Raw genomic sequence first — 25,896 nt, 5'->3', positions numbered from 1 at the left:
CGTGCGCATCCTGCGCCTGCTTCACGCCGCGCGCCTGTGGCCGCCACAAGAGCGGCGCTGACTCGAGGAATCAGCCCGCCGCAAACCGCCCGATCCGATAGGATTCCATCGGAATGTCCGTGCCGCCTTTCGCGATGATCTCCGCCATCGTTTCGCCCACGCCCGGCCCGATCTGGAACCCCGACCCGGAAAAGCCGAAGGCGTAATAGAGGCCGCTGGTCGTCGCGCTCGGCCCCATCACCGGCTGGCTGTCGGGCATATAGCCCTCGATGCCGGACCAGACGCGGATGATGTTGAGCTTGCCCAGCGACGGCGCGAGCCGACGGATCTGCTGCAACTGGCTCAGCGTATTCTGCGGTTCGACATAGGCGCGATACTGGTCGGGGAAGGACGGGCCGCGGGTGCTGCCCCCCAGCACGATATTGCCGCGTGCGACCTGACGGAAATAGACCGTTTCTTCCTCGATCGGCGTCATCACGCCGACCGCGGGCAGGATCGCATAGGGCACAGGTTCGGTCACGCTCATATTCGGCCCGCGCGGCACGATCGGCACCGGCTCTCCGAACTGCGACGACAGCGCATTGCCCCACGCCCCCGCCGTCACCAGCAGGATCGGCGCCCGGAATGTCCGTCCGTCCGCAGCCGTGACGATGAAGTCCTCGCCCACCTTCTGCGCGTCCACGATCTTCGTATTTTCGTGGATCACCGCGCCCAGCCGCTCTGCCGCCCGCGCAAAGGCGGGCGCGGCGAGACGCGGATTGGCATGGCCATCGGTCGGCGAATAGGAACCCGCCAGCACGTCCGGCCCGAAAAAGGGGAATTTGTCGCGCAGCGCATTGCCGCTCAACAATTCCAGGTCCAGCCCTTCCTCGCGCGCCTGCGCCGCATAGTCCTCCATCGATCCGACCAGTTCCGGCCGCTCGCGATAGCAGACGCGGATATGCCCGGACTGGAGATATTCGACGTCCGCGCCCAGCAATTCGCGCGACTTGCGCCAGATGGCGATAGCGCGATTGGCCAGCGGCAGTTGATGGATGCCGCGCCCCTGTCGCCGGACATTGCCGAAATTGGTGCCGCTCGCCTGCCGCCCGATCAGGTCGGTTTCCAGCAAGGTGACCGAAATCCCGTGGCCGCGCAGGAACAGCGCGGCGGACGAACCCATCAACCCGCCGCCTACGATGATGACGTCGCTGCCGGCGCTCATTGTCCGTCTCCGATCGCGATAGGCAGCGGCTTGACCGGCGCCTGTCCGCGCAGGCGGCCGACCTGTTCCACCGGCACGCCGGCTTCGGCTGCGATCAGTTCGGCGGCAGCCAGCCCGCAATAGCGTCCCTGGCACCGCCCCATGCCGACCCGGCTGAACGCCTTGGCGCGATTGGCTTCCTGCGCGCCCGTTTCGCGCATCACCGCCCGCAGGTCGCCCGCCGTCACGCCCTCGCAGCGGCACAATATGGCGTCGTCGGGCAGGGCTGGGGCCTGTCGGGCGGGCCATGGAAAGGCCTTCGCCAGCCCGCGCGCGAACCTGGCATATTGGCCGACCTCGCCGCGCAGCGAGGTCATCTCGCCCTTGTCGACCGGCAAGCCAAGATCGCCTAGCGCCGCCAGCGCCGCCAGCCGCCCGCTCGCCTCGGCCGATCGCGCGCCCAATATCTTCGCGCCGTCGCCGGCCAGATAGACGCGCGCCACGCTCGAACGCCCGTCGCCGTCGCGCTCCGGCAACCATTGGCGCGTGCCGGGGTCGAAGGCGAAGGCGCAGCGCGCCAGATCGGCCAGTTGCGTCTCAGGCCGCAGATGATGGCCCATCGCCACCGCATCGCAGGCGATCGTTTCTTCACGGCCTGATCCGGCAAGAAAGCGCACACCGCCGACGCCGCTTTCGGCATCGCCCATGATCTCGACCGGCGTCACGCCATGCTGCACAATTACGCCCGCGCGCTTCAGCGTCCGCGTCAGCGCCACCCCGTTCCACAGGACGGAGGGCATCGCCAGCAAATCCGGCAGCGCCTTCAACCGCGCGCTGAACGGCGACGTATCCAGCACCGCCGCGACATCCGCACCGGCCTCCACATATTGGCTCGCGACCAGATAAAGCAAAGGCCCCGATCCCATGAACACGACCTTATGCCCGATCGACACCGCCTGGCTCTTGAGCGCCACCTGCGACCCGCCGAGACTATAGGCCCCCGCATAATGCCAGCCCTTGACCGGCAGCAGCCGATCGGTCGCGCCGGTGCACAGCAGCAGCGCGTCGAACGGAATAGCCTCCTGAACCGTCGCACTCGCCGTCCAGACATGATCCTTGGCGATATTCCAAACCAGCGTTTCGGGCCGATAGTCGATCGCCGCTTTCAGTCCGTCGAACGTCTCATGCAACGCCTGCGCCCGCCCGGCTTCCGTGCCGTAGAGTTTGGCGTAGGGCCGGGTAAAATTGTCCGGCTGGCGGCGATAGATCTGCCCGCCGTCGCGCCGCCCTTCGTCGATCACGGTGGGACGGATGCCGGCCTGTACGCAGGCCTGCGCCGCGCGCGTGCCAGACGGGCCTGCGCCGACGATGATTATGCGTTGTTCGGCCATGACGCCCCCGGCTGGCTGGTGACGATGCTCTGGCCCGATGCGGCCAGGGTGGAGCAGGCGCGCAGGCGATCGCCGCTTGTCGTCCATACCCAACAATCCTGGCATGCCCCCATCAGGCAGAATCCCGCCCGCTTCTCCGGTCCGAACTCGCTCTGGCGCAGCGTGCCGCCGGCGCTCAGCAGCGCGACCATCAGCGTGTCACCCTCCATCGCCTCTACGGCGCGGCCGTCGACATACAGGGTCACGGGTGGGCGGTCGGTTTCACCCAGTCGAACGAACCGGCTCATGACGCGATCAAGCTTTCATCTCCATGATGGCATAATATGCGGCTGACCCCGGCCGATCCCTTGTCCAGCGGATGGCGCGGTGGCGGGGTGATGTTGCACAGGCCGTCCACGCGCGCGGCGCAGCGCGGCAGGAAACGGCAGAGGTCGGGATGGTCGCCCGCCGCGCCGATCGGCGGGGGCGCAGCCCCGGCATGGCTTTCCTCCAGCCAGCCCGCGCGCATTTCCGGCACCGATCCGATCAGCAGGTCGGTATAGGGATGGAAGGGGGCGGTGGCGAAGGCCGCACGCGGTCCCGTCTCGACCATCGTCCCCGAATAGAGGACCAGTATGTCGTCGCAAATCGCCCGCACCGTCGAAATATCGTGGCTGATGAACATCGTCGCGATCCCCAGTTCGCGGCGCAGCTCCGCCATCAGCTCCAGGATCGCCGCGCCAACGACGGTATCCAGCGCCGACGTCACCTCGTCGCACAGGATGATCTGCGGGTCGGCGGCCAAGGCCCGCGCCAGATTGACGCGCTGTTTCTGCCCGCCCGACAGGCCGCCGATATTGCGGTCGATCAGGCTGGCCGGCAGGCGGATGAGGTCCAGCAGTTCCAGCACCCGCAGATGCGCGGCATTGCCCTTCAACCCGGCATAGAAGGCCAGCGGCCGCGCCAATATCTGCCCCACGCTATGCGCGGGATTGAGCGCGGTGTCGGCATTCTGGAACACCAGTTGGATACGGCGAAACTGCTCGCGGCTGCGCCCGTCCAGCCCCGGCGGCAACGGCTCGCCATCCAGCAGCACCTGCCCGCTCGCCGGGGGCAGCAGCCCGGCGATGACGCGGGCTATGGTCGACTTGCCCGATCCGCTTTCGCCGATCACGCCCAATGTGCCGCCGCGCTCGATCGTCAGATTGATGTCGCGCAGCACGGGCACGCGCGGCAGTCCATCCTTGCCGATCCTGCCATAGCCGGCCGTCACATTGCGGATTTCCAGCAGCGGCGCGGCGGCGGGCAGGGCGACCTTGACCGGCGTCGGCCGGATCGCCGGGCGCGCTGCGGCCATCAGCGTGCGGGTGTAGTCGTCGGCCGGCGCGTGCAGGATCTGCGCCGCCGCGCCCGCCTCGCGGATGCGACCCTGGCTCAACACCACGATCTGGTCGGCCATCTGCGCCACCACGGCCAGGTCGTGCGACACATAGATGGCGGTCGCCCCGCGCTCAAGCACCACCGCCTTGAACGCGCGCAGCACTTCGATCTGCGTCGTCACGTCCAGCGCCGTGGTCGGCTCGTCCAATATCACCAGTTCGGGATCGGTGATCAGCGCCATCGCCGCCATCAGCCGCTGCAACTGCCCGCCCGACAACTGGTGCGGATAGCGCGTGCCGATCGTGTCGGGGAAGGGCAGGGCGAGCGCGCGGAACAGATCGACCGCCTTCGCCTCCGCCGTGGCGCGCGGCATCAGTCCATGGATCATCGCCGGTTCGATCACCTGATCCATGATCGTGCGCGACGGGTTGAACGCCGACGCGGCGCTCTGCGCGATATAGGCGATGCGATTGCCGCGCAGCTCTGCCAGCGCGCTGCGGTCCAGCGTCGTGATCTCCGCGTCACCTACGCGGATGCTGCCGCCCGCGATGGTCGCGCCCGGCCGGGCATGGCCCAGCAGGGTCAGTGCGATCGTCGTCTTGCCCGACCCGCTCTCGCCGATCAGCGCCAGCACCTCGCCGCGTTGCAACGCGAAATCGATGCCGCTGACGATCGGAAAGCTCTCGCCTGCCGCATTGCGCGCGGTCACGGTCAGGCCTTTGACCTCGACATGGGGCTTTTCCATCATCGGCCTTTCCCCCGTCCCGGCAGTGCATCGATCAGCAGGTTCACCCCCACCGTCAAAGTCGCGATCGCCACCGCCGGCGCCAAAATCGCCAGCGCCCCTTCGCCCAGCCCGGAAATATTCTCCCGCACCAGCGAGCCCAGATCCGCGTCGGGCGGCTGGACGCCCAGCCCCAGGAAGGACAGGCCCGACAGCAGCAGCACGATGAACACGAAGCGCAGGCCGAAGTCGGCGAGCAGCGGGTGGATCATGTTGGGCAATATTTCCGTGATGGCGATATGGAACCGCCCCTCGCCACGCGCACGCGCCACCTGCACATAGTCCATCTGCGCCAGATTGACCGCCAGCGCGCGGGCGATGCGATAGTTGCCCGGCACATAGGTGATCGCGGCGATCAGCAGCAGCAGCGGCAGCGACGACCCGAAGGCTGCGACCAGCACCAGCGAGAAGATTTTGGACGGAATGGAGATCAACATGTCCATGAAGCGCGACAGCGGCTCGTCCACCTTCGCGCCGCCGACGGCCGCGGTCAGCGCCAGCGCCGTGCCGGTCGCGCTCGCCAGCATGGCCGCGGCCGCCGCCAGACCGACCGTATAGCGTGCGCCTGACAACAACCGGCTCAGCACATCGCGGCCCAGATAGTCGCTGCCCAGCCAATGCGCGGCGGATTGCCCGTCGAACACGTCATAGGCCACGAACGCGCCGACCGGATAGGGCGCCAGCATCGGCCCGAACAGCGCTACGGCCAACCAGAAGAGGACCAGCGTCAGGCCGACCTTGCCCGACAGCGGCAGGGCTTTCGCCCGTTTGAAAGCGGAAGCGATCATTGTGCGCGCAGCCTGGGGTTGGCGAGGATCGCGGTCACGTCCGCGATCAGCATCAGGAGGAGATAGGCCGCGCAAAAGATCATGGCGCAGGCCTGGAGCAGCGGCATGTCGCGGCTGGTGACGGCATTGACCATCAGGCTGGCGAGGCCGGGATAGTTGAAGATCGTCTCCACGATCACCGCCCCGCCCAGCAGGTAGGACAGGCTCAATGCCATGGCGTTGACGATCGGCGCGATCGCATTGGGCATGATATGCTTCAGCACCACCTGCACCGGCGCGACGCCCTTCAGCACCGCCATCTCGACATAGGGTCGGTCCATCTGGTCGATCACCGCCGCCCGCGTCATCCGCGCCATTTGCGCGATGACGACGACGCTCAATGTCAGGATCGGCATGGCGACCCCGCGCAGATAGTCGCCCCATCCCATCTCTTCGGAAGCCAGCGCGATGGAGGGCAGCCAGCGCAGCTTCACGGAGAAGATCAGCACCGCGATCGTCGCCACCAGAAATTCCGGCACCGCCACCATGGACAAGGTGGCGATATTGAGCGCCCGGTCGATCCTCCCCCCCGGTTCATCGCCGATCCGATGCCGATCGTCAGCGCCACCGGCACGGCCACCAGCGCCGTCAGCGCGGCCAGCAACAGGCTGTTGGGCAGGCGGTCGCTGATGACTTCGGACACCGGCATGTTGGCGACCATCGACTGGCCCGGATCGCCGCTCACCATCCCGCCCAGCCAGTCGGCGTAGCGGACATAGGCCGGGCGATCGAGACCCATTTCATGGCGCAGCGCCGCGACCTGCTCCGCCGTGGCGCTCTGCCCCAATGCTTCCTGCGCGGCGTCTCCGGGCAGCAGTTGCGCGATGACGAAGATCGTCACCGACACCAGCAGCAGCGTCAGCAGTGAAGAGGCGAACCGCTTGGCGATCAATGTCAGCGCGGCCTTCATGCCGCTCTGGGAGGATGCGCCCGCCATCAGCCTTCCCACCATATATGTTCGGCGAATTGATAGCCCATCAGGCCCCCTAGCGAGACGGGATACATCCCCTTCAACCGCCGGTCGTAACCATCGATCAGGCTGATGAACACCGGGATGCCGACGCCGCAATGATCGTGGACCAGCCCCTGCATCTCGCCATAAAGCTGCTTGCGCCGCGCTTGGTCGGCTTCGCCCCGCGCCTCCAGCAGCAGCCGGTCGAAGCGCGGATTCTGCCATCCGCTCTCGTTCCAGGCGGCATCGGATTTATAGAAGAGGCTGAACAGCAGGTCGGCGGTCGGACGCGGGTTGGTGTTGCCGAACCCCAGCGGATGCTTCATCCAGTGGGTAGACCAATAGCCGTCCGCCGGCACCCGGTTGACCGCCAACTTCAACCCCACCCGCGACCCATATTCCTGCAATATCGACGCCATATCGACCGATCCGTCCGCGGCGGGCGAGGCATAGACGGGCAGGCGCACGCCGGTCAGGCCCGCGCGCTGCAAATGCCATTTCGCCTTGTCCAGGTCGAGCGACCGCTGCGGCAGGTCGGCGCGATAATAGGGGTGGAAGGGCGGGATCGGCTGATCGTTGGCGATCGTCGCATAGCCGCGATAGAGCGCCCGTTTGATCAGCGGCCGGTCGATCAGATATTTCATCGCCGCGACGAAATGCGCATTGCCGGTCGGCAACTGCCGCTGCTGCATGATGAGGTTGGTGTAGAGGCCTGACTGCGTTTCCAGCAGCGCATGGCCACGCGACGCCATGATCCGCTTGGTCGACCGCGGGTTGACCGCGATCACCAGATGGACGTCACCCGACAGCAACGCATTGACCCGGCTGACCTCGTCGGGAATGCCGATCAGTTCGATCTCCTCCAGATAGGGTTTGCCTGGCTTCCAATAGTCAGGATTGCGCCGCGCCAGCGTCCGCACGCCGGGCCGGAACTGCGCGCACAGATAGGGTCCGGTGCCGTTGGCGGTACGGAAATCGCGTGTTCCGGCCCGCAGGATCAGGAAATGGGACTGCGCCAATATGGTCGGCAAATCCGCATTGGGCCCGGTCAGCCGGATGGTCAGCTCATGCCGCCCGGTCGCCTTGACCTGCGCGAATTGCTCGGCGATCTGCGCCATCTTGGAGCCCACCGCCGCATCCTTGTGCCGCAGCAGCGACCAGACGACATCGGCGGCGGTCAGGTCCGCGCCATCATGGAAGGTCACGCCCTTGCGCAACCGCACATGCCAGTCGGTCTGGTCCGTGCTTTCCATCCGTTCGGCCAGCGCCGGACGTGCGATCAATTGCCGGTCCAGTACGGTCAGCCCGCTATAGAACATATAATGGCGCACATAGTCGGTCGACAGCGCGCCCTTGGCCGGGTCCAGCGTGTCGGCGGTCGAGCTGGACAGGCTGGCGACACGGATGCGCCCGCCCACTCGCGGCCTGCTCGCCGCCAGCGCGCCGTCGGGCAGCAGCAGCCCGGCGCCGATGCCAAGGCCCGCGCCGATCAAGTCTCGCCGGGAAAAGGGCGACATCGCGTCCATCAATGGATCATATCCTGCCATTTGTACCACAGGCCCACCAGCGGCAGGAACCAGGGCTTGCCGAAATGGCCGGGCACGCTCGGCCAGTCGAGGCCCGCCCAGGGATTGACGGCCGGCTCGCCGCCCATCACCCGCGCCATCTGCTGCCCCATATAGGTCGCCATCTGCACGCCATGGCCGCTATAGCCCATCGCATAATAAAGCCCGTCCATCTCGCCCGCGCGGGGCAGGCGGTCGGCGGTCAGGTCGACCATTCCGCCCCATATATGGTCGATGCCCACGCCCTTGAGCGCCGGGAACATCTCCCCCATCGCCTGCTCCAGGATCATTCCGCTCTTCGCGTCCGATCGCGGGTCGCTGATCGCAAAGCGCGCCCGCCCGCCGAAGATCAGGCGGTTGTCGGGCGCCAGCCGAAAATAATTGCCGATATTCTTGCTGGTCACATAGTTGCGCCGTCCCGGCAGCAGCCGGCCGATCAGCGCGTCGTCCAGCGGCTGCGTCGCGATGATGAAACTGCCCACCGACACGATCCGCCGACGGAAAAAACCAAAGGGGCCAACAGCCGGCGCGCCACCGGTAGCGACCAGCAATTGTTTCGCCGTTACCGTACCGCGCGACGACGTCACGCGCCATCCCTGCGGCACGCGCTGAAAATCGGTAACGTCGGCTTGCTCGTAAATCCGCGCCCCGGCCCGCGCCGCCGCCTCGGCCAGCCCGACCCCGAACCGGCCGGGATGGACCTGCGCGCTGGTCGTCTGGATCAGCGCGCCGTGGAAAGAATCCGATCCCACTTCGTCACGGATGCGGTCGGGCGGCACCAGCCGGACATTCTCGTCCACTTCGGCGGTCAGCAGGTCATACGCACGGACCAGCTTGTCATAGTGAGCCGGCTTGGCCGCCAGCTTCACCCGGCCGCAGCGGTTGAAGTTGCAATCGATGCCCTCTTCGCGCGCCAGCCGCTCGACCGTATCGACGGCGTCGCAATGGGCGCGATAATAGGCTTTGGCGACATCCTTGCCGAAACGGGCGGAGAGCGCGCCATAGTCGTGAGCCGTGCCATTATTGCACTGGCCTCCGTTGCGACCCGAAGCCTCCCCGACGACGCGCCCCTTTTCCAACAGCACGACGCTGCCCCCCCCCTTCGTCAGCGCCAGCGCCGCCGACAGGCCGGTAAAGCCACCGCCGATGATGGCGACGTCCGCCATGCCTTCGACCGCGCCCTCCGCCCCGCCGGTGAAGGCGGGGGCGCTGGCGAGCCAGTAGGAGAGGGGAGAGGCGCCCATCCGGGGTTTACAGGCCGACGACCGCGGGCAGGCAGCCGATATGGGGGATTTCGACGTCGCGATAGAAGGGGTTGGACGGCTCATGGCCGCGACCCACGAACACGCGGCATCCGAAATGCAGGTCGGTGGCCGTGTTCTGGTCATACCGGAAACTGGAGGAGACGTGCATCATATCCTCCGGGTTCGCGCCGAGCTGATCGAACATATATTCGAACGCCTGCATCCGCGGCTTGTACGCCTGCGCCATCTGCGCGGTATAGACCGCATGGAAAGGCGCGCCGAGCATGGCGACATTATGATGGATCTGCTCGTTCATTGCGTTGGACAGGATGACGAGCGGAATCTTGTCGCCGATCTTGGACAGGCCGCCGGCGACATCGTCATGCGGACCCCAGGTCGGGACGGCGGCATAGACCGCGTCGGCATCGGCCTCATTATAGGCCACGCCCCATTTCTGGCAGGTGCGGCGCAGCGAATTGCGGATGATCTCCTGATAGGGTTGCCAATCGCCCATCACCTGGTCGAAGCGGTAGGCGCTCCAGTCCTTGCAGAAGGCGGGCAGTTTTTCCGCATCGATGCGATCGGCCATGAAGGCGGTCGCCATCTCGGTCATGCGGAAACGGGTCAGCGTGCCATAGCAGTCGAAGCTGATATATTTGGGCCGGAAATTGGGCATCGGCGGAGCGTCCTTTGCGGGTTCTACGATTGGCCCTCGGGGCCGTGTGACAACAGCATTACGACATGGCAGGGCCGGAACATGCACCCGATTGGCTCGGGTCGGGGGCAGATTCCGGCCTTTTATGGCATGGCATTCGGCATCATTTGCCGTGCCGCTTTCGTGCGTGCGAATATGGCCGGATGATAGCTGAAAAGCCCTGCTGCAGACAGTTGCGCGGCATGGAATGTCGCACCTTCAATAGCCCCGGTCGCGCGTGACTTCGCCGTCCATCGGCTGGCCGGCAGCAAAGCGTCGGATATTGGCGATCAGCGCGCGCGCCGCCCCATCCGGGCGGGTCATGCTCGCGACATGGGGCGTCAGCAGGATGCGCGGATGCGTCCAGAAAGCATGGTCGGCCGGCAGCGGCTCCGGCTCGGTCACGTCCAGCACCGCGCCCGAAAGATGCCCGTCATCCAGCAACGACAGCAGATCATGCTCCACCAGATGTCCGCCGCGTCCGACATTGATGAGCGCCGCACCGCGGGGCAGTTTCGACAGATGATCCCGGCACAAAATGCCGCGCGTCTCGTCGGTCAGTGGCAACAGGCAGAGGAGGATGTCGCAACCTGCCAGAAAGCGCGGCAAAGCCTCTTCGCCCGCATGGCAATGCACACCCGCGATCGCATGGGCCGACCGGCTCCATCCCGACAGGGCAAAGCCGAACGGCTGCAACGCCTGCAACACCGCCTGGCCCAGATTGCCCAGCCCCATCACGCCGATCCGCCGCTCGCCCGCGGGCACCAGCTTGATCGGCGCCCAGCGCGCGTCCTTCTGCGCCTCGCGATAATCGATCAGGTTCCGGTGCAGCGCCAGCATCGCCATCGTCGCATATTCGACCATGCCGGCCGCGATCCCCGGCTCGATCATGCGCACCACGCGGACATGAGGCGGCAGCGCGCGCATGTCGAACTGGTCGATCCCGGCGCCGATCGAAAAGAGGACGTCCAGTTTAGGCAGGCTGGCGATCAGTTCGGCCGAGGGCGCCCAGGCGGCGAGGTAGCGGATCGTGGCGGGATCATGCGGCTGGGTCGGATCGACGAAGCCGATGTCCGGCGCGTCCTCCGCGAAAATCGCGCGCCAGATGCGGCCGCGCGCGGGATCGGAGGTATAGAGCAGGGTCATGGCATGGCCTTTCGGACGGGACGGCGGCGCTGGGCGGCAGCCTGCCACCAGAGGATCGGGCCGGAAAGGGCGAGCGCCGCCAGCGTCAGCGCGACAATCAGCAAGATGGCGGGACCGGCCGGGCCGATCACATCGCCGCTATGGATCGGCAGCACCGTCATCCACAGCGCCCCATTTTGCTCGGCGCGCGTCGCGCCGACGATATGCGGCCGGGACAGAGTGACGATGGCGCGATGCACCGCGCGCGCATTGCGTTCGGGCGCGTGGAAATTGACGATCAGCCGGTCGCGCTCGATCCGCAGGTCGCGCAGCGCGCTGTCGGGAAAGGCGCTCTGCGCCAGCGACAGGCTGCGGTCGACCGCGGCCGCGGGGGCGACGACCGATACTGGCGCGGCGCTCCCATCGGCCAGTTCGGGCAGGATCAGCAGCAGGCCGGTTCCGGCGAGCATGACCAGGAAAGCGGCGGCGACCACGCCGACCGTGCGATGCGCCTGCCGCAGCACCAGCCGCGGGGCCAGCGACCAGCGGATCGTCAGCGCCCTGGCGATGTTGCGCTTGGGCCACCAGAAAGCGAGGCCGCTCGCCGCCATGGTCAGCAGCGCCAGCGCGTTGAGCGCGACCATCGCCATGCCGGCCTTGCCCGCCATCAGCCGATAATGGATCTGCAGCGCGGCCTCGACCGGAAAGGTTGACATACCGCCCGCGCGCAGCACTGCGCCACCGGCCGGATCGATCGAGGCATAGCCGGTGCGCCCCTGGTCGTCCGCCAGTTGCGCGAACCAGGTCGCGCCGTCTCTGTCGGGTGCGAACAGGCGGACGACATGCCGGCCCGGCATGGTCCGGTTCGCCTGCGCCACCGCTTCGCCGGCGGAGATGGCGGGACCGATCGCCCGGCTGGTCATGCCTGCCGGATCGATCGCCCGCGCCGCCGGTCCGCGATAGAGCAGCAGCGCGCCAGTCAACGCCTGCACCAGCAGGAATGCTGCGATGGTCAGGCCCAGAATGCGATGGATGCGAAGCCATGTCGGCCGGGTCATGCGAGCGCCTCATGCGGCAGGAAAAGAAAAGGCCGCCGACGTCCCGGAGCTTGGAGGGAGGGACGCCGGCGGCCGATCGGGACAGGGCGGCGTCCCGAATGTCAAAAGTCAGAAGTCAAAGCTCGCCCGCACCGTGAACTGGCGCGGCGTGCCCGGCTGTATCCACAAGGCCGCATAGGAGCTGGCATAATATTTCTTGTTGAAGACATTGTTCACATCGGCGGACAGCTTGATCTGGTCGGTGATGTTGAACGACCCCAGCACCTTGGCGATGGTATAGCTCGGCAGGAAGAATGTGGTCGCGGTTTCGCCCAGGCGACGGCCGACATGGGTCACGCCCGCACCCAGCATCGCCTCATGATCGCCGATCGAGAAATTCTTGAACAACAAGGCATTGCCCTGATGCTTGGGAATGTTGATCAGTGGGTCGCCCTTGCGGATCGGCGCAGCGAAATTGGGGTCGAGCGCGTTGGTCGCCCAGCCCGCATCGGTATAGGCATAGGTTAGGAAGAGTTCGAAACCGGCCGGCAGCTTGGCGTTCATGTCGAACTCCACGCCCTTGCTCTCGGCCGCGCCGACCGGCTTGGAAAAGCCTGCATTGACCGGGTCTGTGGTCAGCACATTGTCCTTCTTCATCTTGTAGAGCGACAGGGTGCTGGTGATCCGGCCGTCGGGCGTCACGAACTTGGCGCCGATCTCATAGGATTTGCTGGTTTCCGGCGCGAACGGCTGACCGTCGAAGCCTACGCCGCTATTGGGGCGGAAGCCCTTGCCGTAGCTGGCATAGAGCGAGACGCTCGGGGTCGGTTCGAACACCAGGCCAGCCATCGGGCTGAACTTGGTGTAGGAGGCGCGCGGGTTGGTGCCGTTCAGGCGCAGGTCGATGTCCTGGCTGAAATCGTCATAACGGCCGCCAAACCGGATTTTGAACTGCTCGGTGATCTCGATCTGGTCCTGGGCATAGATGCCCCAGGCCTTTTGAATCTCGGTGGCGTTCTGGATGACGGTCGTGGGCGTGGGTGCCACGATATCGTAATTGGGTTCGAAGATATCGATCGCATAGGACTGGTCCGCCGCGCTCGGGCGATAGCGGGTCTGGAAGGTCTTGATCTTGAACTTGTCCCAGTCCGCGCCGATGCGGATATTGTGGACGATCGATCCGGTCTCCAGCTTGCCGCTGATTTCGCCGCGGAACACCATATGGGTGGTGCTGTAATCGCGGTATCGACGCTGGCGTGACAGGGTGCGGCCATCAGCATAGAGGCGCTGGCGGCCTGCAATCGGATTATTCAGATTATAGACGAGTTCTGGATCGCTGGAAAAACCCTTGAATGTCGTGTCCTTGTAACCCGCGCCCAGCATCAGCGTCCAGTCGTCGCTGAAATCATGCTGATATTGCGCCTGATGGCCCAGCACCTCGACCTTGGTCGGGCCGTCATTGGGGTTGCCCAGGAAGCGGCTGTTGGGAATCGCGCCCAGCTTGTAGCTGATCGTTTTGTCGGCATTGATCGTCGGGATCGCGACCACGCCGCGTTCGAACGGCACTTCCTGGTTCACATATTCCAGTTCGTAGGTGAAGATGTCCTTCTCGGACAGCTTCGCCAGGAAGGACGGGGTCAGCGTATATTTCTGCGTCTCGACCGTGTCGCGGAAGCTCTCCGCCTGTTCGGACGATCCGTTGATGCGCACCGCGACGCTGTCGCTCAGCGGCAGATTATAGTCGGCCTCGACCCGGTAGGTCTCAAAGCTGCCGCCCGCAATGGCGAAGTGGCCGCCTTCCTCGAAGGTCGGCTTCTTGGTCACGATGTTGATCGTGCCGCCCGGTTCGCCGCGCCCGAACAGCGCCGAATTCGGCCCTTTGAGCACCTCGATCCGCTCGACGTTCGACGCATCGCGCGGACCGCCATAGCCGCGGCCGCCGTTGAAGCCGTTGACCAGGAAGCCGCTGGGGAAATTCTCGTCGCCGGCAAAGCCGCGGATCGCGAAACTGTCCCAAAGGCCGCCGAAATTATTCTGCTTCGACACGCCGCTCGCCAGTTCCAGCGCGGTGTCGAGCCGGGTGATGTTGAGGTCGTCCAGCAGCTTGCCTTCCAGGAACTGGACGGCCTGCGGGATTTCCTTGACCGGCGTGTCGCCGAAATATTGGCGTTTCAGGCCGGTGACGACGATTTCGCCGTCCGCGGCCGGGGCGGCGGGTTCCTGGGCCTGTGCGGCGGATGAAAGTGCGATGGCGGCGGTGCTGGCGACGAAGGCCAGACGAAGGGCCGATGATGTGCGCATGATGCTATCCCCTTATGAAGTCGCTGTTCCCGAATGTCCTGCGAAACGGGGACCGGCTGGTCTTCTTCTTGTTTCCCGCGCGGATGTTTGCATCCTGTCGTCGGGGCCGGCCCACGGGGTGTTTTCGACCACCTCTTCTTGGGACAAGGCTAGGTTGAGTTACGGATATATTACGTCAAACTTGGCGCATGGGACGGCGCAAAATTGTGAATCGCGGGGCGCTACGGCATGAAAATGCTGCGTTCGATTGCTGCGTTCGATCATGCAAAAACCCCCGGAAAAGGCCGCTTCCCGGAGAAAGCGGCCATATGGTCTGAAGGCTGTGGCCTTCAGAGATATTTGAGCCACCAAATGTCCTTGCGGCGCTGCTTCAATTGCGCGAACCAGCGGGTGGGGAAGTAGAGGACCGGGATCAGGATGAAGACCCAGATCCACACCCAGCGCAGATGGTCGACCCCGAAAACCGTACCCTTGGTCGGGCCGTAAAGGACCAGCGCCACATTGTAGATGATCTTGAGCACATAGAGGTGCAGCACATAATAGAACATCGGCGCGCCGCCCAGCAGGGCCAGCTTCGGCATCAGCGCACTGCCCTCATATCGTTCGAACAGCGCGAGCAGCAAACATCCCGTGCCGATCGTCGGCATGAGGAACAGCAGCGACGGCGGATATTTGGTGAGCGCCAGGAAGCTCATCATCGTGCGCAGCGGCGTTTGCGCGACGAACCAGGGCTTGTCGCCATAGATGTTGAGATAGCGGATCAGGACGAAACCGACGATCAGGCCAAAGCCCAGCATCGCCAGCCGTCGGATGCGCGGCTGCGGGTCGGTGCCGCGCGCGAACCAGGGACCGCAGGCGTAACCCAGCAGGATCACGCCGATCCAGGGCAGGATCGGGTAGGTGGTCTTGAAGACGGTGCCAGCGATCTCGAACTTTTCCCGCTGGTGCAGGATAGCCCAGGGAATGAAGAAGGGCGACTGCGCCGTCAGCCGGATCGGATCGAGCAGATTGTGCAGGCACACGATCGCCAGGCCGACCGCGAACTGCGCCGGGCGGGGCAGGTGCAGCAGCGCGGCCAACGCGACCATGCTGATCCCGATCGCCCAGATCACCTGCAGCCAGATCGCCGTCGGCGGAAAGGCGGGCGCCTGCGTCGGCCAGGCATAGCCGACCACGGTAAACTCCAGCACGATCAGGAACAGCCCGCGTTTCAGCAGGAATGCCGACACTTCGGCCTTGCTGTGCGACTGGCCATAGAGCCAGGCGGACAGGCCCGTCAGCGCAACGAAGGTCGGCGCGCAGAAGGTCGACAGGAATCGGGTGAAGAACAGGCCCGGATCGGTCGTGTTGGCGTCCACCGGATCGGTGACCTGCAAATGCAGGAACCATGTCTCGCGGACATGGTCGACCAGCATGAACAGCATGACGAGCCCGCGCAGCGCGTCGATGGCGATCAGGCGCGTGCGCGCCTTTGCGGCGGCCACCGGCGACGTCGCGCCGGGGCTCAGGCCTGTCAGGGGCGGCTGCGCCGCAATGCTGTTCATCTGTCTATCCCTTCCCTGCCTCTTCACTCGCCCTTGGGCAGGAAGAGATCCTTGTAGAAACCGACCGTCTTGACGGTCACGGTGACGGGCGTTTCGCCCTTGTTGCGGAAATACCAGCCATGGGTGCCGTCGAACGGCGCGGTGAAGTCGCCCTGGCCGCCGGTCATGTCCAGTTCCTTCCAGTAATCGGTGAACGCCCCGTCGGTGGCGCCGGCCTTCTCGCCATGCATTTCCGCCTTCACCGGGCCGCCGGTCGATGCCCATGTGAAGATGAAACTGTCGCCCTTGGTCATATGCGCCTTCACTTCCTGGCCGCTATGCGGCGCCAGGGTGATCGTCATTTCATCCTGCCGCCAGGCCGCCGGCTTGGCGATGGTCGCCTTGGTCGGGATCGCGACGTCGGTCGGCGCGGCGGCGTCCGGGACGGGGGCGGAGTCGGCCGCTTCGCCGGCCACCATGCCATTGAGGCCGATGGCGCTGCCGACGCCCGTCGGATCGATGCCATATTCGGCGGGCAGCACGAACAGGGTGACGATGGCGATCGCTGCCAGCGCGGCCCCGCCGGTCGCCTTGGCGAGGGTGGCGGGCGAGGGGCTGATGCGGGGTGGGAGGGCGGATGCGCTTTGCATGGTCATGTCAGGCACCTTGGGTGAAATAGCCGGCCAGTTGATAGCCGATGAGGACGAAGCCGGCGGTCATCAGCGCGGCGTTGGCGAGGATGGCGCTGCGGTTGAAGCTGGGTGACAGGCGCCACAGGTTCATCAGCAGCAGGATGATCGTCAACGCCATGAACTGCCCGAGTTCGACGCCGACATTGAAGCTTATGAGATTATATATCATTCCATCTTTCGCCAGTGTCAACTCCTGCAACTTGGTCGCCAGGCCGAAACCGTGGAAGAAGCCGAAGATCAGCACCGCCGCCTTGGGATTGGGCGACACGCCGAACCAGGTCTTGAACCCGTCCAGATTGTCGATCGCCTTGTAGACCACCGACAGGCCGATGATCGCGTCGATCAGGAAGGGGTTGGCGCGGATGTCGAGCAGCACGCCCAGCAGCAGCGTCGTGCTATGCCCGATCGCGAACAGCGTCACATAGGCGCCGACATCCTTCATCCGGTAGAGGAAGAAGATGACGCCCGCCAGGAACAGCAGATGGTCGTATCCGGTGACCATATGCTTGGCGCCCAGATACATATAGGGGATGATGTTGATCCCCGACGCGCCTTCGATGAAGGCCTTGTCATTCTCGTTGACGCCATGCGCCCAGAGCGATGCGCTCATGCAGGCGAGGGCCAGTCCCAGGAGCAGCAGCGCAACCCGCCGCACGCCTGGAAAGAAAAGCGGGGGGCGGGTTGCGCTATGCATGGCCTTATTTCGCCTGGAAGGTGGCGAAGCTCTTGGCCCCGCTCTTGTCGACCAGCGCGACCACCAGCTTGGCGCCCTTGGCGGCCTTGAAGCCCCCTGCGCTCAGCTTGTTGCCGCCGGCGGGCTTGAGCGCCGCCTCGGTCTTGGTGCCTGCGGCCGTCTGGGTGAGCTTGGCGGTGAAGCTGGCGGCCGCCAGCGGTTCATCCTCTTCGCTCAGATAGACATCGACGCCCTTGGGGCCGGCGACCAGCTCGATCATCGTCTCGCCGGTCATCTGGACCATGCCGCCATGCTGCGGTTTCATGCTGCCATGGGCGTGCAGCATCGCCGGGGCGGCGATCAGGGCGAAGGCGGCCAGACTGACGCCAAGGAACCCGGTGCGGAACATATCGGTCTTCATGGATAATCTCCTGAAAAATGCGGCTTATTCGGGCAGATGCGGCAGGACGAAGGACAGGGAGGCGCGATATTCCTCATGGTCCACCTTCTTGTCGCTCGTCTGGCCGACATAGATTGCCATCAGCACATTGATGCCCTGGTTGCGCAGCCTGATCGTCGCGGTGCCGTCCGCGCCGGTCTTGGCGGGCGCGGCCTCGTCGGGATCGTTGACATAATCCTGCATCACGGTCGCACCCGCGATCGGCTTGCCCTTATAGTAGACGCGCACCTTCATCGGTTCTCCCATCTTCTGGGGGATGGCGAGGTCGGCGGGAACGATCTGGAGCATGTGCCCCTCGAACAGCGGCACCGGCTTGGTCGGCACCTGGGTCAGATGGACGGCATATTTGAAATTATGCTCGGCTAGCGTCGCCGTCGGCACTTCGTCGCGGCCCTTGTTGTGCCACTCGCCGTCGGGCGTCTTGCTCCAATAGCCATAGTCCATGACCGCGGCGACGGCCGCGACCGGTTCGTCGCTGTCGACGACCGGGATGGCGCCGGCTTCGCGCAGGCGAGTGGCGACCGGCGCCCAGTCGCTGTCATAGCCGGTGACGGTCTTGACCAGCGGCAGCCGCTTGACCGCGTCCAGATCGTCCGCGCCCACGCCGTAGATCAGCGCCAGTTGGCGCGCGCGCTGCGCGAACCAGATGCCATGGGCGCTGGCGGGAATGGCCATGGCGGCGAGGGTGACGGTGCCGACGGCGGCAATGGCGAGGCGAGAAAAAGCCAAGTGCGAACTCCTCGATCAGGGGGTGGTCCCTTGGGATCGAGGCTATGATGACCACACGATGGAATGTTCCGAATATGTCGAATGACTAGGTGGAAAATGTCAAAAAGAGAGGGCCGAAGACGCATTATGCGTCGCCGGCCCCCTATCAGGTTACAAAAGGATGCTCGCAGGTTACAACGGGATGACGGTCAGGCGTCCGCCAGTTCCACGATGTTGACGATATGCGCCTGGGTATATTCCAGCAGGCCCGCCTCGCCCAGTTCGCTGCCCAGTCCGGATTGTTTCACGCCGCGGAAGGGGATGTTGGCGTCGATCGCCAGATGCTGGTTGACCCATACCGTGCCGGTGTCGATCTGCATGGCCACGGCGGTCGCACGCGCGACATCCTTGCCCCATACCGTGCCGGCCAGGCCATAGTCGCTGTCATTGGCGCGGGCGATGACATCGGCGATATCGTCATATTTCTGCACCGGCAGCACCGGACCGAACTGCTCCTCCTGCACCAGCGGCGCGTCTTCGGGCAGGTCGCGCACGATGGTCGGCGCGATGAAATAGCCCGGCCGGTCCATCGGCTCGCCGCCCGCCAGCACCGTGCCGCGCGTCTTGGCGTCGGCAATCAGGGCGCTGACCTTGTCATATTGCATCTTGTTCTGCACCGGGCCGATGGTCGTACCCTGCTTGGCGCCATCGTCGACGATCGCCTCGTTCGCCAGCTTCGCCAGCTCGTCGCAGAAATCGTCATACAGCGCGCTGGGGACATAGGCGCGCTTCACTGCGACGCAAATCTGCCCGGCATTGGTCATCGCGCCCTGATAGACCTTCTTGGCCACCTGCCGCGCGTCGACATCGTCCAGCACGATCGCCGCATCATTGCCGCCCAATTCCAGCGTCACCCGCTTCACGGTTCCGGCGGAGGAGGCCATGACCTTCTTGCCGGTCGCGGTCGATCCGGTGAAGGCGACCTTGGCGATATCCTTGTGCCCGGTCATCAGCGGCCCCAGTTCATTCTGGTCGCAGACGATGTTCAGCACGCCCGCGGGCAGGATCGCCTGCGCCAGCTCGCCGAACAACAGGGTGGTCAGCGGCGTCGTCGGCGCGGGCTTGGCGACCATCGTATTGCCCGTCACCAATGCCGGTCCCAGCTTGTTCATCAGCAGGATCAGCGGAAAATTCCACGGCGTGATGGACGCGACCACGCCCAGCGGCGTGCGATGCTCGATCACCTTGTTGCCGCCCTCGTCCTTCAATGTCTTGGGTTCCACCCGCATCGTGGCGAAGGCGCGCAGGGTGAAGACGCTGCCCATGATCTCGTAACCGGCCTGGTCCAGCGGCTTGCCCTGTTCGGCGGTCAGCAGGCTGGCGAATTCGCCGATCCGCGCCTCCAGCGCATCGGCCAGTTTCAGGACCAGCGCGGCGCGCCCCTCCACCGGCGTTGCCGCCCAGCCGGGCTGCGCGCGCTTGGCCGCCGCGATCGCGCGTTCCAGCAGCGCCTCGTCGGCCTTGGGACAGGCGGCGAACGATTCTGCCGTCGCCGGGTTCACCACGTCGAACGTGCTGGCGCCCGGCGTCAGTTCGCCGTCGATCAGCATCCGAAATTCATGATCCATGAGTCGCTCTCCTTATATAGGCTATCGCAGGCCGATCCGGACGGACACTTGGCTATCGCTTTCCGCAGCGGCTGGCTATATCCTGTATATGTGCGCCTGGGATACAATTTTGACAAGAGGGTATCGAAACAGATGAAACAGGGGGCCGATCTCCAGACGCTCGTCGGCTATCGCGTGCAGCGGGCCAATCTGCTGATGGAAACCGACGCGCGAGCCGCGCTGTCGGATTTCGACCTGTCGCCGGCGAAGATGACTGCGCTCATCCTGATCCGCGACAATCCCGGCTGCGACCAGACCGCGCTGGGTCGCGCGCTCAGCATCAATCGGTCGAGCGCGATGAAACTGGTCAACATCCTGGCCGACAAGGGCTTCGTGGAACGGCGGCCTGGCCGCGACTTGCGGACCAACGCCCTGGCCTTGCTGCCCGAAGGCGCGCGCCAGCTCGAAAAGATGGTCGCTGCGGTCCGCCGGTCCGACGCGCGCATGACGCAGCGGCTGAGCGCCGACGAACTGGCGACCCTGCACGACCTGCTGGCCCGGCTCGGGCCTGCGACGGGCCTATCGGATGACGAGGGCTGAACAACATGGGCTTGCGCAAAATGTATCATAGGCGCACAATCTGCGCGAACCAGGCGGCCGATTCGACCCGATAGCGCCGCGCGAAACGGGGAGATGGGCGCGCGTGACCGAAGCTGTTTGCATGGATGAAACGGAAATCCTGGGTCAAGGCCTGCCCTCCGCTTCGCTGGATTGCCTGCTGCGTCCCCGCTCGGTCGCGATCGTCGGCGCCTCGGACAAGCCCGGCGCGCTGGGCGCATCGGTATTGGCCAACCTCGTGCGGCAGGGTTTCGACGGAGACATCCATCTGGTCAATCCCAAGCGCACGGAGATTGGCGGGCGGCCCTGCGTCGCGTCGGTCGATGACCTGCCGGAAGGTGTCCATGTCGCTGTTCTCGCCATCCCGCGTGCCGGCGTGCTGGACACGATGCGCGGCCTCGCCCGCCGCGGCGTGCGCGCCGCCGTCATCTTCTCCGCCGGCTTTGCCGAGGACGGGCCGCAGGGCCTGGCCGACCAGCAGGCCATCGCCCGCATCGCCCGCGAAAGCGGCATGGTGGTGGAGGGGCCGAATTGCCTCGGCCTCGTCAATTTCCGCGACAATGTCTCGCTGACCTTTATCGAAATGCCGGAGGCGAAGGCGCAGGGCGATCGCCGCGTCGGCATCGTCTCGCAATCGGGCGCGATGGCCGCCGTGCTGGCGACGACCATGATCCATCGCGACGTGCCCTTGAACTGCTACATCTCCACCGGCAATGAAGCGGCCAGCGGGATCGAGGATTATCTGGCCTATCTGGTCGACCAGCCCGACACCGCCGTCATCGCCCTCATCGCTGAACATGTGCGCGATCCCGCCCGCTTCCTCGCCGCCGCCCGCGCCGCCCGCGACGCGGGCAAGGCCGTCGTGCTGCTTCACCCCGGCCGCAGCGCGGCGGGCGCGGAAAGCGCCGCCACCCATACCGGCGCGATGGCGGGCGACCATGCGGTCATGGCCGTCCATGTCCAGCGTGCCGGCGTCATCCTCGCGGACTCGCTGGAGGAACTGGGCGACATCGTCGAAATCCTCGCCCGCTCGCCCGATGCCGGGATCGGCGGGACCGGCGTCATCGCCGAATCCGGCGCGTTCAAGGCGATGATGCTCGACCTGGCCGAAGCGGTCGCGCTCGACCTGCCGAAACTGACCGATGCCGACAGCCCGGCGCTGCGCGCGGCGCTGCCCGATTTCGTCCCCGTCACCAATCCGATGGACATCACCGCCCAGGGGCTGGTCGATCCCGGCCTCTACGGCCGCACGCTCGCAGCGCTGGCGCAGGACGACCGGATCGGCACGATCCTCCTCACCCTGATCCAGACCGACACCGGCACTTCGCACATCAAGTTCAAGGCGGTTCTGGACGCACTCCAGGCGATCGGCGAAACCAAGCCGGTCATCGTCGGCGGCGTCGATGAAGGCGGCGGCGTCTTCGCCGACGATCTCGCCGCGCTGCGCGCCGCGGGCGTCACCTATCTGCCCACCGCCGAACGGACGCTGCGCGCGCTCGCCCGCATCGCCGCCCATCGCCAGCGCGACGAAGCGGTGGCCCCGCTCGACGCCGATCCGATCGCCGATCTGGCGCAGGTCGGCAGCACCATCCCGGAACATCGGTCGAAGGCGATCATGGGCGCGCAGGGCATCGCCTTCCCCGCCTTCGAACTCGCGCAGTCGGCTCAGGAAGCCGTCGCCGCCGCCGATCGCCTCGGCTATCCAGTGGTGCTCAAAGCCCAGTCCCCCGAACTGCCGCACAAGAGCGACGCGGGCGGTGTCATCATCAACTTGGCCGACGCCGATGCCGTGGCGGCCGGCTGGGACCGGCTAATGGCCAATCTCGCCGCCTCGCGCCCTGGCCTCGCGCTCGACGGCGTACTGGTGGAGGGGATGGCGGCCAAGGGCGTCGAACTCATCGTCGGCGCGCGCAACGATCCGCATTGGGGGCCGACCATCCTCGTCGGCTTCGGCGGCGTCGCGGCCGAACTGCTGCACGACGTCTGCCTGCTCCCGCCCGACCTGACCCGCGACGCGATCATCGCGCAGATCCGCACGCTGCGCATGGCCCCCCTGCTGGACGGCTTCCGCGGCGCCCCGGCGATGGACATCGGCGCCGTCGCCGACATCGTCCAGCGGCTGGGCCGGATGGTCGCCGCCACGCCGGCCATCCGCGAAGTCGATCTCAACCCGGTGATCGTCTATCCGGCGGGGCAGGGCGCCATCGCCCTGGACGCGCTGATTTCCCTATAACCCCCTCCGTTCGTTTCGAGCGAAGTCGAGAAATGTGACGCGCCACGTCAGCCGCTTCTCGACACGCGCGAAGCGAACGGGTTTTTTACGTCAGCGCATAATAGCGCAGCACATTCCCGTCCGCGCGCCGCTCGCCCACGCCAATGAACACATGCTTGGTCAGCCAGTCATGCTTGCCGACCGGGCATTCGAAACTGGGATTGCCGCGCAGATAATAATCCTGCTGCTCCACCGGCTCGCCGTCGCCGAACGCCCAGTCGCGCAGGCGCGCCATCGTGTCGGGCTTGCGCCCCCACAGGAAACCCCGATTATTGAGCAGGATCAGCGTGCCATCCTCTTCCTCCAGCATGTAGCGGGCGTCGAACACAGCGACGTCGTCGGGCCGGAAATAGGCATAGTCGCCGCCCGACCCCGGCACCGCCTTGCCCCTGATCCGCGGTCCCTCGAACGTCCCGCCATCGACATAGACGGCGCTGCGATTGCCGCCCATCGGCGTATTCACGATGGTCTGAACCCGCGGAAATTGCAGCCGCACCTCCATTGCGAATTCCAGACGCGGATTGTCCAGCGTCGAAAACAGATTTTCCATCAAGCCAACTCCCCAATCACCCTAATTCCCCAATCACCCTAATTCCAGCGTCCCGCCATCCACGAACAGATTGGCGGCGGTGATAAAACTGGCTTCCTCCGAAGCCAGGAACAGAACGGCACGCGCGACTTCCTCCGCCCGGCCCATGCGCTGCATCGGCACCGCCGCGATCATCGCCTCGCGCATGGCCTCCACATCGGCCTCGCTCATGCCCGGATTGCGGTGCAGCAGCGGCGTTTCGATCGGACCGGGGCTGACCAGGTTGACGCGAATGCCTTCACCCACCAGTTCGCCCGCAATGACCTTGAGCGCCGCATACAGTCCGCCCTTGGCTGCTGCATAGGCGGTATTGCCCGGCACGAAGGCATGGCCGCCGATCGATCCCGTCGCCACGACCGACCCGCCCCGGCCCATCAGCCGCAACGCCTTCTGGATGGCGAACACGCAGCCGCGCAGGTTGACGCCATGGACATGGTCCCAGTCGTCGGGCGTCAGGTCGCGGAAAGGCGCGAAGCCGCCCACGCCGGCATTGACGAACAGCGTATCGATCCGCCCGTCCTGCGCCGCGATGTCGCCGATCACCGCCTCCATCGCGTCCAGATCGGCGATGTCCGCGCGATACCCCCTTGCGCCGGCGATCCCGGCCACCGCCGCATCGATCGTCGCCTGGTCGCGCCCGCTGATCCGCACCGTCGCGCCTTCCGCCGCGAAGGCCTGCGCGCTCGCCAGGCCGATGCCGCTATTGCCGCCCACGACCAGCACGATCTTGTCCTTGAATCGCATCGCTGCCTCCCGGCTCAAAAGGGGGAATGGGGATTGGGGCTGTCGGCCGGCACATCCTGCACCACGTCCCAATGCTCGACGATCCTGTCGCCTTCGATGCGGAAGATGTCCATCACCGCAAAGCCGGTATCGCCTGCCCACCGCCGCACATGATAATGGACGACCACATGGTCGCCATCGGCAAAGCGCCGCTTGATATCATGCACCGCATCGGGATTCTCCGCGCGCACCTTGCGCAGAAAGGCTTTCAGCGGTTCCAGCCCGGTATCGACCCACTGGTTATGCTGGATATAGTCCGCCGCGATGAAGCGGTCGGCGGCGTCGCCGTCCATCGGGATCAGCACATGGTCGAACATCGCCTGCACCAGATCCAGGTTGCGCTGTTCCTGCGCACTATAGCTCATCACCCTCTCCCTGCATTTTTCGCTGGCGTCGATCCGCCCTTTGCCCTTACGATAACGATCGTTATTAAAAGGGCAAGCGGGCAGGGGAAAAATCCCGCCCCTTCGGACAAGAGGAGAGGGCGATGGAACGCGCCGATTATGATCGCTATGCGCAGGCGTTCAACGACCGGGACTATGACACGGTGTTCGATTTCTACGCGCCGGGCGCCAGCATCCGCTTCTTCGGCGTGGACCTCGGCAGCCGCGAAGCGTTCAAGCGCTTCTACGGCTTTCTCCACGCCCATGTCATCGAAACGCTCACGATCGAGCGTTTCGCGTCCAGCGCCGATCTGGTCGCGCTCGAAGGGATCATCCGGGTCGAAGGCGTCAAGGATCTCGACGCCGCTGCGCTGGCGGCGCAGGGGCTGGACCAGTTCGCCCCGATCGCGAAGGGCCAGGTCCAGGAAATGCGCCAATATATCCATTATCATGTCGCCGACGGCAAATTCACCAGCGTCGGCTGCGCGATTGTCGGCTGAGTGACCTGCCGCACCACGCATGGCTTGACTTCACCACCGCCAGATGCCCTATCGGAAGACCATGTCGAACAGCAGCCCGCCCCGGAAACCGTCCGCGTCCTCCAAGCCGCCGCGGCCGCGCGCTGCCGAAGCCAGCCCGGCGGACACGCTCCACCGCGTGCTGCGGCTGGCGAACAAGCTGATGGCGCCTTTCTCCACCTATCTGGAACATCGCTACAAGATCAGCCTCAATGAATTTCGCCTGCTGATGCTGATCGGGCGCCACCCCAATTCGGCGAGCCATGAGCTGGCCGAAATGACCGGCGTCAATCCGATGAGCGTCTCCCGCGCGGTCGCCGCGCTGCAAAAGCATGGCCGCATCGCGGTCGAGCGCGATCCCGGCAACAAGCGGCGCAAGACGCTCATCCTGACCGACGAGGGGCAGCGCCTCTACGGCCTGATGCGCCCGCAGACGGACAAGGTGGCGACCTATCTCGTCTCTGCCCTGGCAGGGCAGGAGGTCGACATGCTCAACCAGTATCTCGACACGCTGGTCGACACGCTCGAAGCCACCGACGACAGCGGCAACAGCCGGTTCCTCGAATTCACCCGGCCCGACGGCGACGACGAGCCGACGGCCTGAGCGT

The 25,896-nt window shown here is 65.4% G+C and carries 26 protein-coding genes; 4 read left to right on the top strand and 22 right to left on the bottom strand.

Annotated features, from left to right (window positions below; genetic code table 11):
* Positions 1-70 precede the first annotated feature (70 nt).
* The 19 genes from SBA_RS22025 to SBA_RS21935 all read right to left on the bottom strand — a co-directional run bounded on the left by SBA_RS22025 (position 71) and on the right by SBA_RS21935 (position 20,146).
* Positions 71-1,204 carry an NAD(P)/FAD-dependent oxidoreductase gene (locus tag SBA_RS22025; RefSeq protein ID WP_261937029.1) on the bottom strand — a complete coding sequence of 378 codons (1,134 nt, stop codon included), beginning with the start codon at positions 1,202-1,204 and terminating at the stop codon, positions 71-73.
* Positions 1,201-2,574 (bottom strand): FAD/NAD(P)-dependent oxidoreductase, encoded by a 1,374-nt coding sequence (locus SBA_RS22020; protein ID WP_261937028.1) that lies wholly within the window; start codon positions 2,572-2,574, stop codon positions 1,201-1,203. The genes SBA_RS22025 and SBA_RS22020 overlap by 4 nt, the downstream gene beginning before the upstream one ends.
* Entirely contained in the window at positions 2,556-2,861 is a 306-nt protein-coding gene (locus tag SBA_RS22015) for a (2Fe-2S)-binding protein (RefSeq protein WP_224550883.1), read from the bottom strand. Before SBA_RS22015 ends, SBA_RS22020 begins: the two co-directional genes overlap by 19 nt.
* The gene (locus SBA_RS22010; protein ID WP_224550882.1) at positions 2,858-4,681 is read right to left on the bottom strand and encodes an ABC transporter ATP-binding protein; all 1,824 of its coding nucleotides are present in this window, start codon (positions 4,679-4,681) and stop codon (positions 2,858-2,860) included. Before SBA_RS22010 ends, SBA_RS22015 begins: the two co-directional genes overlap by 4 nt.
* Positions 4,678-5,505, bottom strand: a complete 828-nt coding sequence (locus SBA_RS22005; RefSeq protein WP_261937027.1) for an ABC transporter permease — start codon at positions 5,503-5,505, stop codon at positions 4,678-4,680. Before SBA_RS22005 ends, SBA_RS22010 begins: the two co-directional genes overlap by 4 nt.
* The gene (locus SBA_RS22000) at positions 5,502-6,032 is read right to left on the bottom strand and encodes an ABC transporter permease (protein WP_261937491.1); all 531 of its coding nucleotides are present in this window, start codon (positions 6,030-6,032) and stop codon (positions 5,502-5,504) included. The genes SBA_RS22005 and SBA_RS22000 overlap by 4 nt, the downstream gene beginning before the upstream one ends.
* The gene (locus tag SBA_RS21995) at positions 5,987-6,481 is read right to left on the bottom strand and encodes an ABC transporter permease family protein (RefSeq protein ID WP_261937026.1); all 495 of its coding nucleotides are present in this window, start codon (positions 6,479-6,481) and stop codon (positions 5,987-5,989) included. Before SBA_RS21995 ends, SBA_RS22000 begins: the two co-directional genes overlap by 46 nt.
* Positions 6,481-8,025 carry an ABC transporter substrate-binding protein gene (locus SBA_RS21990; RefSeq protein WP_390902474.1) on the bottom strand — a complete coding sequence of 515 codons (1,545 nt, stop codon included), beginning with the start codon at positions 8,023-8,025 and terminating at the stop codon, positions 6,481-6,483. The genes SBA_RS21995 and SBA_RS21990 overlap by 1 nt, the downstream gene beginning before the upstream one ends.
* On the bottom strand, positions 8,022-9,305 hold the full coding sequence (locus SBA_RS21985) for an NAD(P)/FAD-dependent oxidoreductase (protein WP_261937024.1): 1,284 nt from the start codon (positions 9,303-9,305) through the stop codon (positions 8,022-8,024). Before SBA_RS21985 ends, SBA_RS21990 begins: the two co-directional genes overlap by 4 nt.
* 7 nt (positions 9,306-9,312) lie before the next feature.
* On the bottom strand, positions 9,313-9,981 hold the full coding sequence (locus SBA_RS21980; RefSeq protein WP_224550877.1) for a haloacid dehalogenase type II: 669 nt from the start codon (positions 9,979-9,981) through the stop codon (positions 9,313-9,315).
* 237 nt (positions 9,982-10,218) lie between these two features.
* Positions 10,219-11,145: a 2-hydroxyacid dehydrogenase gene (locus tag SBA_RS21975; protein ID WP_261937023.1), complete on the bottom strand. Its 927-nt coding sequence runs from the start codon at positions 11,143-11,145 to the stop codon at positions 10,219-10,221.
* Entirely contained in the window at positions 11,142-12,182 is a 1,041-nt protein-coding gene (locus tag SBA_RS21970) for a PepSY-associated TM helix domain-containing protein (RefSeq protein ID WP_261937022.1), read from the bottom strand. Before SBA_RS21970 ends, SBA_RS21975 begins: the two co-directional genes overlap by 4 nt.
* A 108-nt stretch (positions 12,183-12,290) precedes the next feature.
* Positions 12,291-14,462 (bottom strand): TonB-dependent siderophore receptor, encoded by a 2,172-nt coding sequence (locus tag SBA_RS21965; RefSeq protein WP_261937021.1) that lies wholly within the window; start codon positions 14,460-14,462, stop codon positions 12,291-12,293.
* A gap of 329 nt (positions 14,463-14,791) precedes the next feature.
* Entirely contained in the window at positions 14,792-16,006 is a 1,215-nt protein-coding gene (locus SBA_RS21960; protein WP_261937020.1) for a DUF1624 domain-containing protein, read from the bottom strand.
* A gap of 23 nt (positions 16,007-16,029) precedes the next feature.
* Complete coding sequence (locus SBA_RS21955; protein WP_224550872.1) at positions 16,030-16,641, bottom strand: hypothetical protein; 612 nt, start codon at positions 16,639-16,641, stop codon at positions 16,030-16,032.
* Between the two features lies 1 nt (position 16,642).
* On the bottom strand, positions 16,643-17,371 hold the full coding sequence (locus SBA_RS21950; protein ID WP_261937019.1) for a HupE/UreJ family protein: 729 nt from the start codon (positions 17,369-17,371) through the stop codon (positions 16,643-16,645).
* 4 nt (positions 17,372-17,375) lie between these two features.
* Positions 17,376-17,771: a hypothetical protein gene (locus SBA_RS21945; RefSeq protein WP_224550870.1), complete on the bottom strand. Its 396-nt coding sequence runs from the start codon at positions 17,769-17,771 to the stop codon at positions 17,376-17,378.
* 24 nt (positions 17,772-17,795) lie between these two features.
* Positions 17,796-18,539 (bottom strand): DUF4198 domain-containing protein, encoded by a 744-nt coding sequence (locus SBA_RS21940; protein ID WP_261937018.1) that lies wholly within the window; start codon positions 18,537-18,539, stop codon positions 17,796-17,798.
* A 188-nt stretch (positions 18,540-18,727) separates the two neighbouring features.
* Positions 18,728-20,146, bottom strand: coding sequence for an aldehyde dehydrogenase family protein (locus tag SBA_RS21935; protein WP_261937017.1), 1,419 nt, complete (start codon positions 20,144-20,146; stop codon positions 18,728-18,730).
* A gap of 132 nt (positions 20,147-20,278) precedes the next feature.
* Between SBA_RS21935 and SBA_RS21930 the strand changes: the two genes are divergently transcribed.
* Complete coding sequence (locus SBA_RS21930) at positions 20,279-20,725, top strand: MarR family winged helix-turn-helix transcriptional regulator (RefSeq protein ID WP_224550867.1); 447 nt, start codon at positions 20,279-20,281, stop codon at positions 20,723-20,725.
* A gap of 121 nt (positions 20,726-20,846) precedes the next feature.
* Complete coding sequence (locus SBA_RS21925) at positions 20,847-22,976, top strand: acetate--CoA ligase family protein (protein WP_261937490.1); 2,130 nt, start codon at positions 20,847-20,849, stop codon at positions 22,974-22,976.
* An 85-nt stretch (positions 22,977-23,061) separates the two neighbouring features.
* On the opposite strand, the gene SBA_RS21920 is transcribed toward SBA_RS21925, so the two are convergent.
* Genes SBA_RS21920 through SBA_RS21910 form a run of 3 tightly spaced genes read right to left on the bottom strand, consistent with a single transcriptional unit; the run spans position 23,062 to position 24,752 of the window.
* Positions 23,062-23,565, bottom strand: coding sequence for a DUF3237 domain-containing protein (locus tag SBA_RS21920; protein ID WP_129926879.1), 504 nt, complete (start codon positions 23,563-23,565; stop codon positions 23,062-23,064).
* A gap of 33 nt (positions 23,566-23,598) precedes the next feature.
* Complete coding sequence (locus SBA_RS21915) at positions 23,599-24,348, bottom strand: SDR family oxidoreductase (protein WP_261937016.1); 750 nt, start codon at positions 24,346-24,348, stop codon at positions 23,599-23,601.
* Between the two features lie 14 nt (positions 24,349-24,362).
* Positions 24,363-24,752 carry a nuclear transport factor 2 family protein gene (locus SBA_RS21910; protein ID WP_066609147.1) on the bottom strand — a complete coding sequence of 130 codons (390 nt, stop codon included), beginning with the start codon at positions 24,750-24,752 and terminating at the stop codon, positions 24,363-24,365.
* 122 nt (positions 24,753-24,874) lie between these two features.
* Here SBA_RS21910 and SBA_RS21905 point away from each other — a divergent pair, with 122 nt between their 5' ends.
* Positions 24,875-25,270, top strand: a complete 396-nt coding sequence (locus SBA_RS21905) for a nuclear transport factor 2 family protein (RefSeq protein WP_261937015.1) — start codon at positions 24,875-24,877, stop codon at positions 25,268-25,270.
* Between the two features lie 61 nt (positions 25,271-25,331).
* Positions 25,332-25,892 (top strand): MarR family winged helix-turn-helix transcriptional regulator, encoded by a 561-nt coding sequence (locus SBA_RS21900; protein WP_224550864.1) that lies wholly within the window; start codon positions 25,332-25,334, stop codon positions 25,890-25,892.
* Positions 25,893-25,896 lie beyond the last annotated feature (4 nt).

Source organism: Sphingomonas bisphenolicum, assembly GCF_024349785.1.
Taxonomy (GTDB): Bacteria; Pseudomonadota; Alphaproteobacteria; order Sphingomonadales; family Sphingomonadaceae; genus Sphingobium; species Sphingobium bisphenolicum.
The sequence above is the reverse complement of the archived record's forward strand: the minus strand, read 5'-3'. Positions and strand labels throughout refer to the sequence as shown.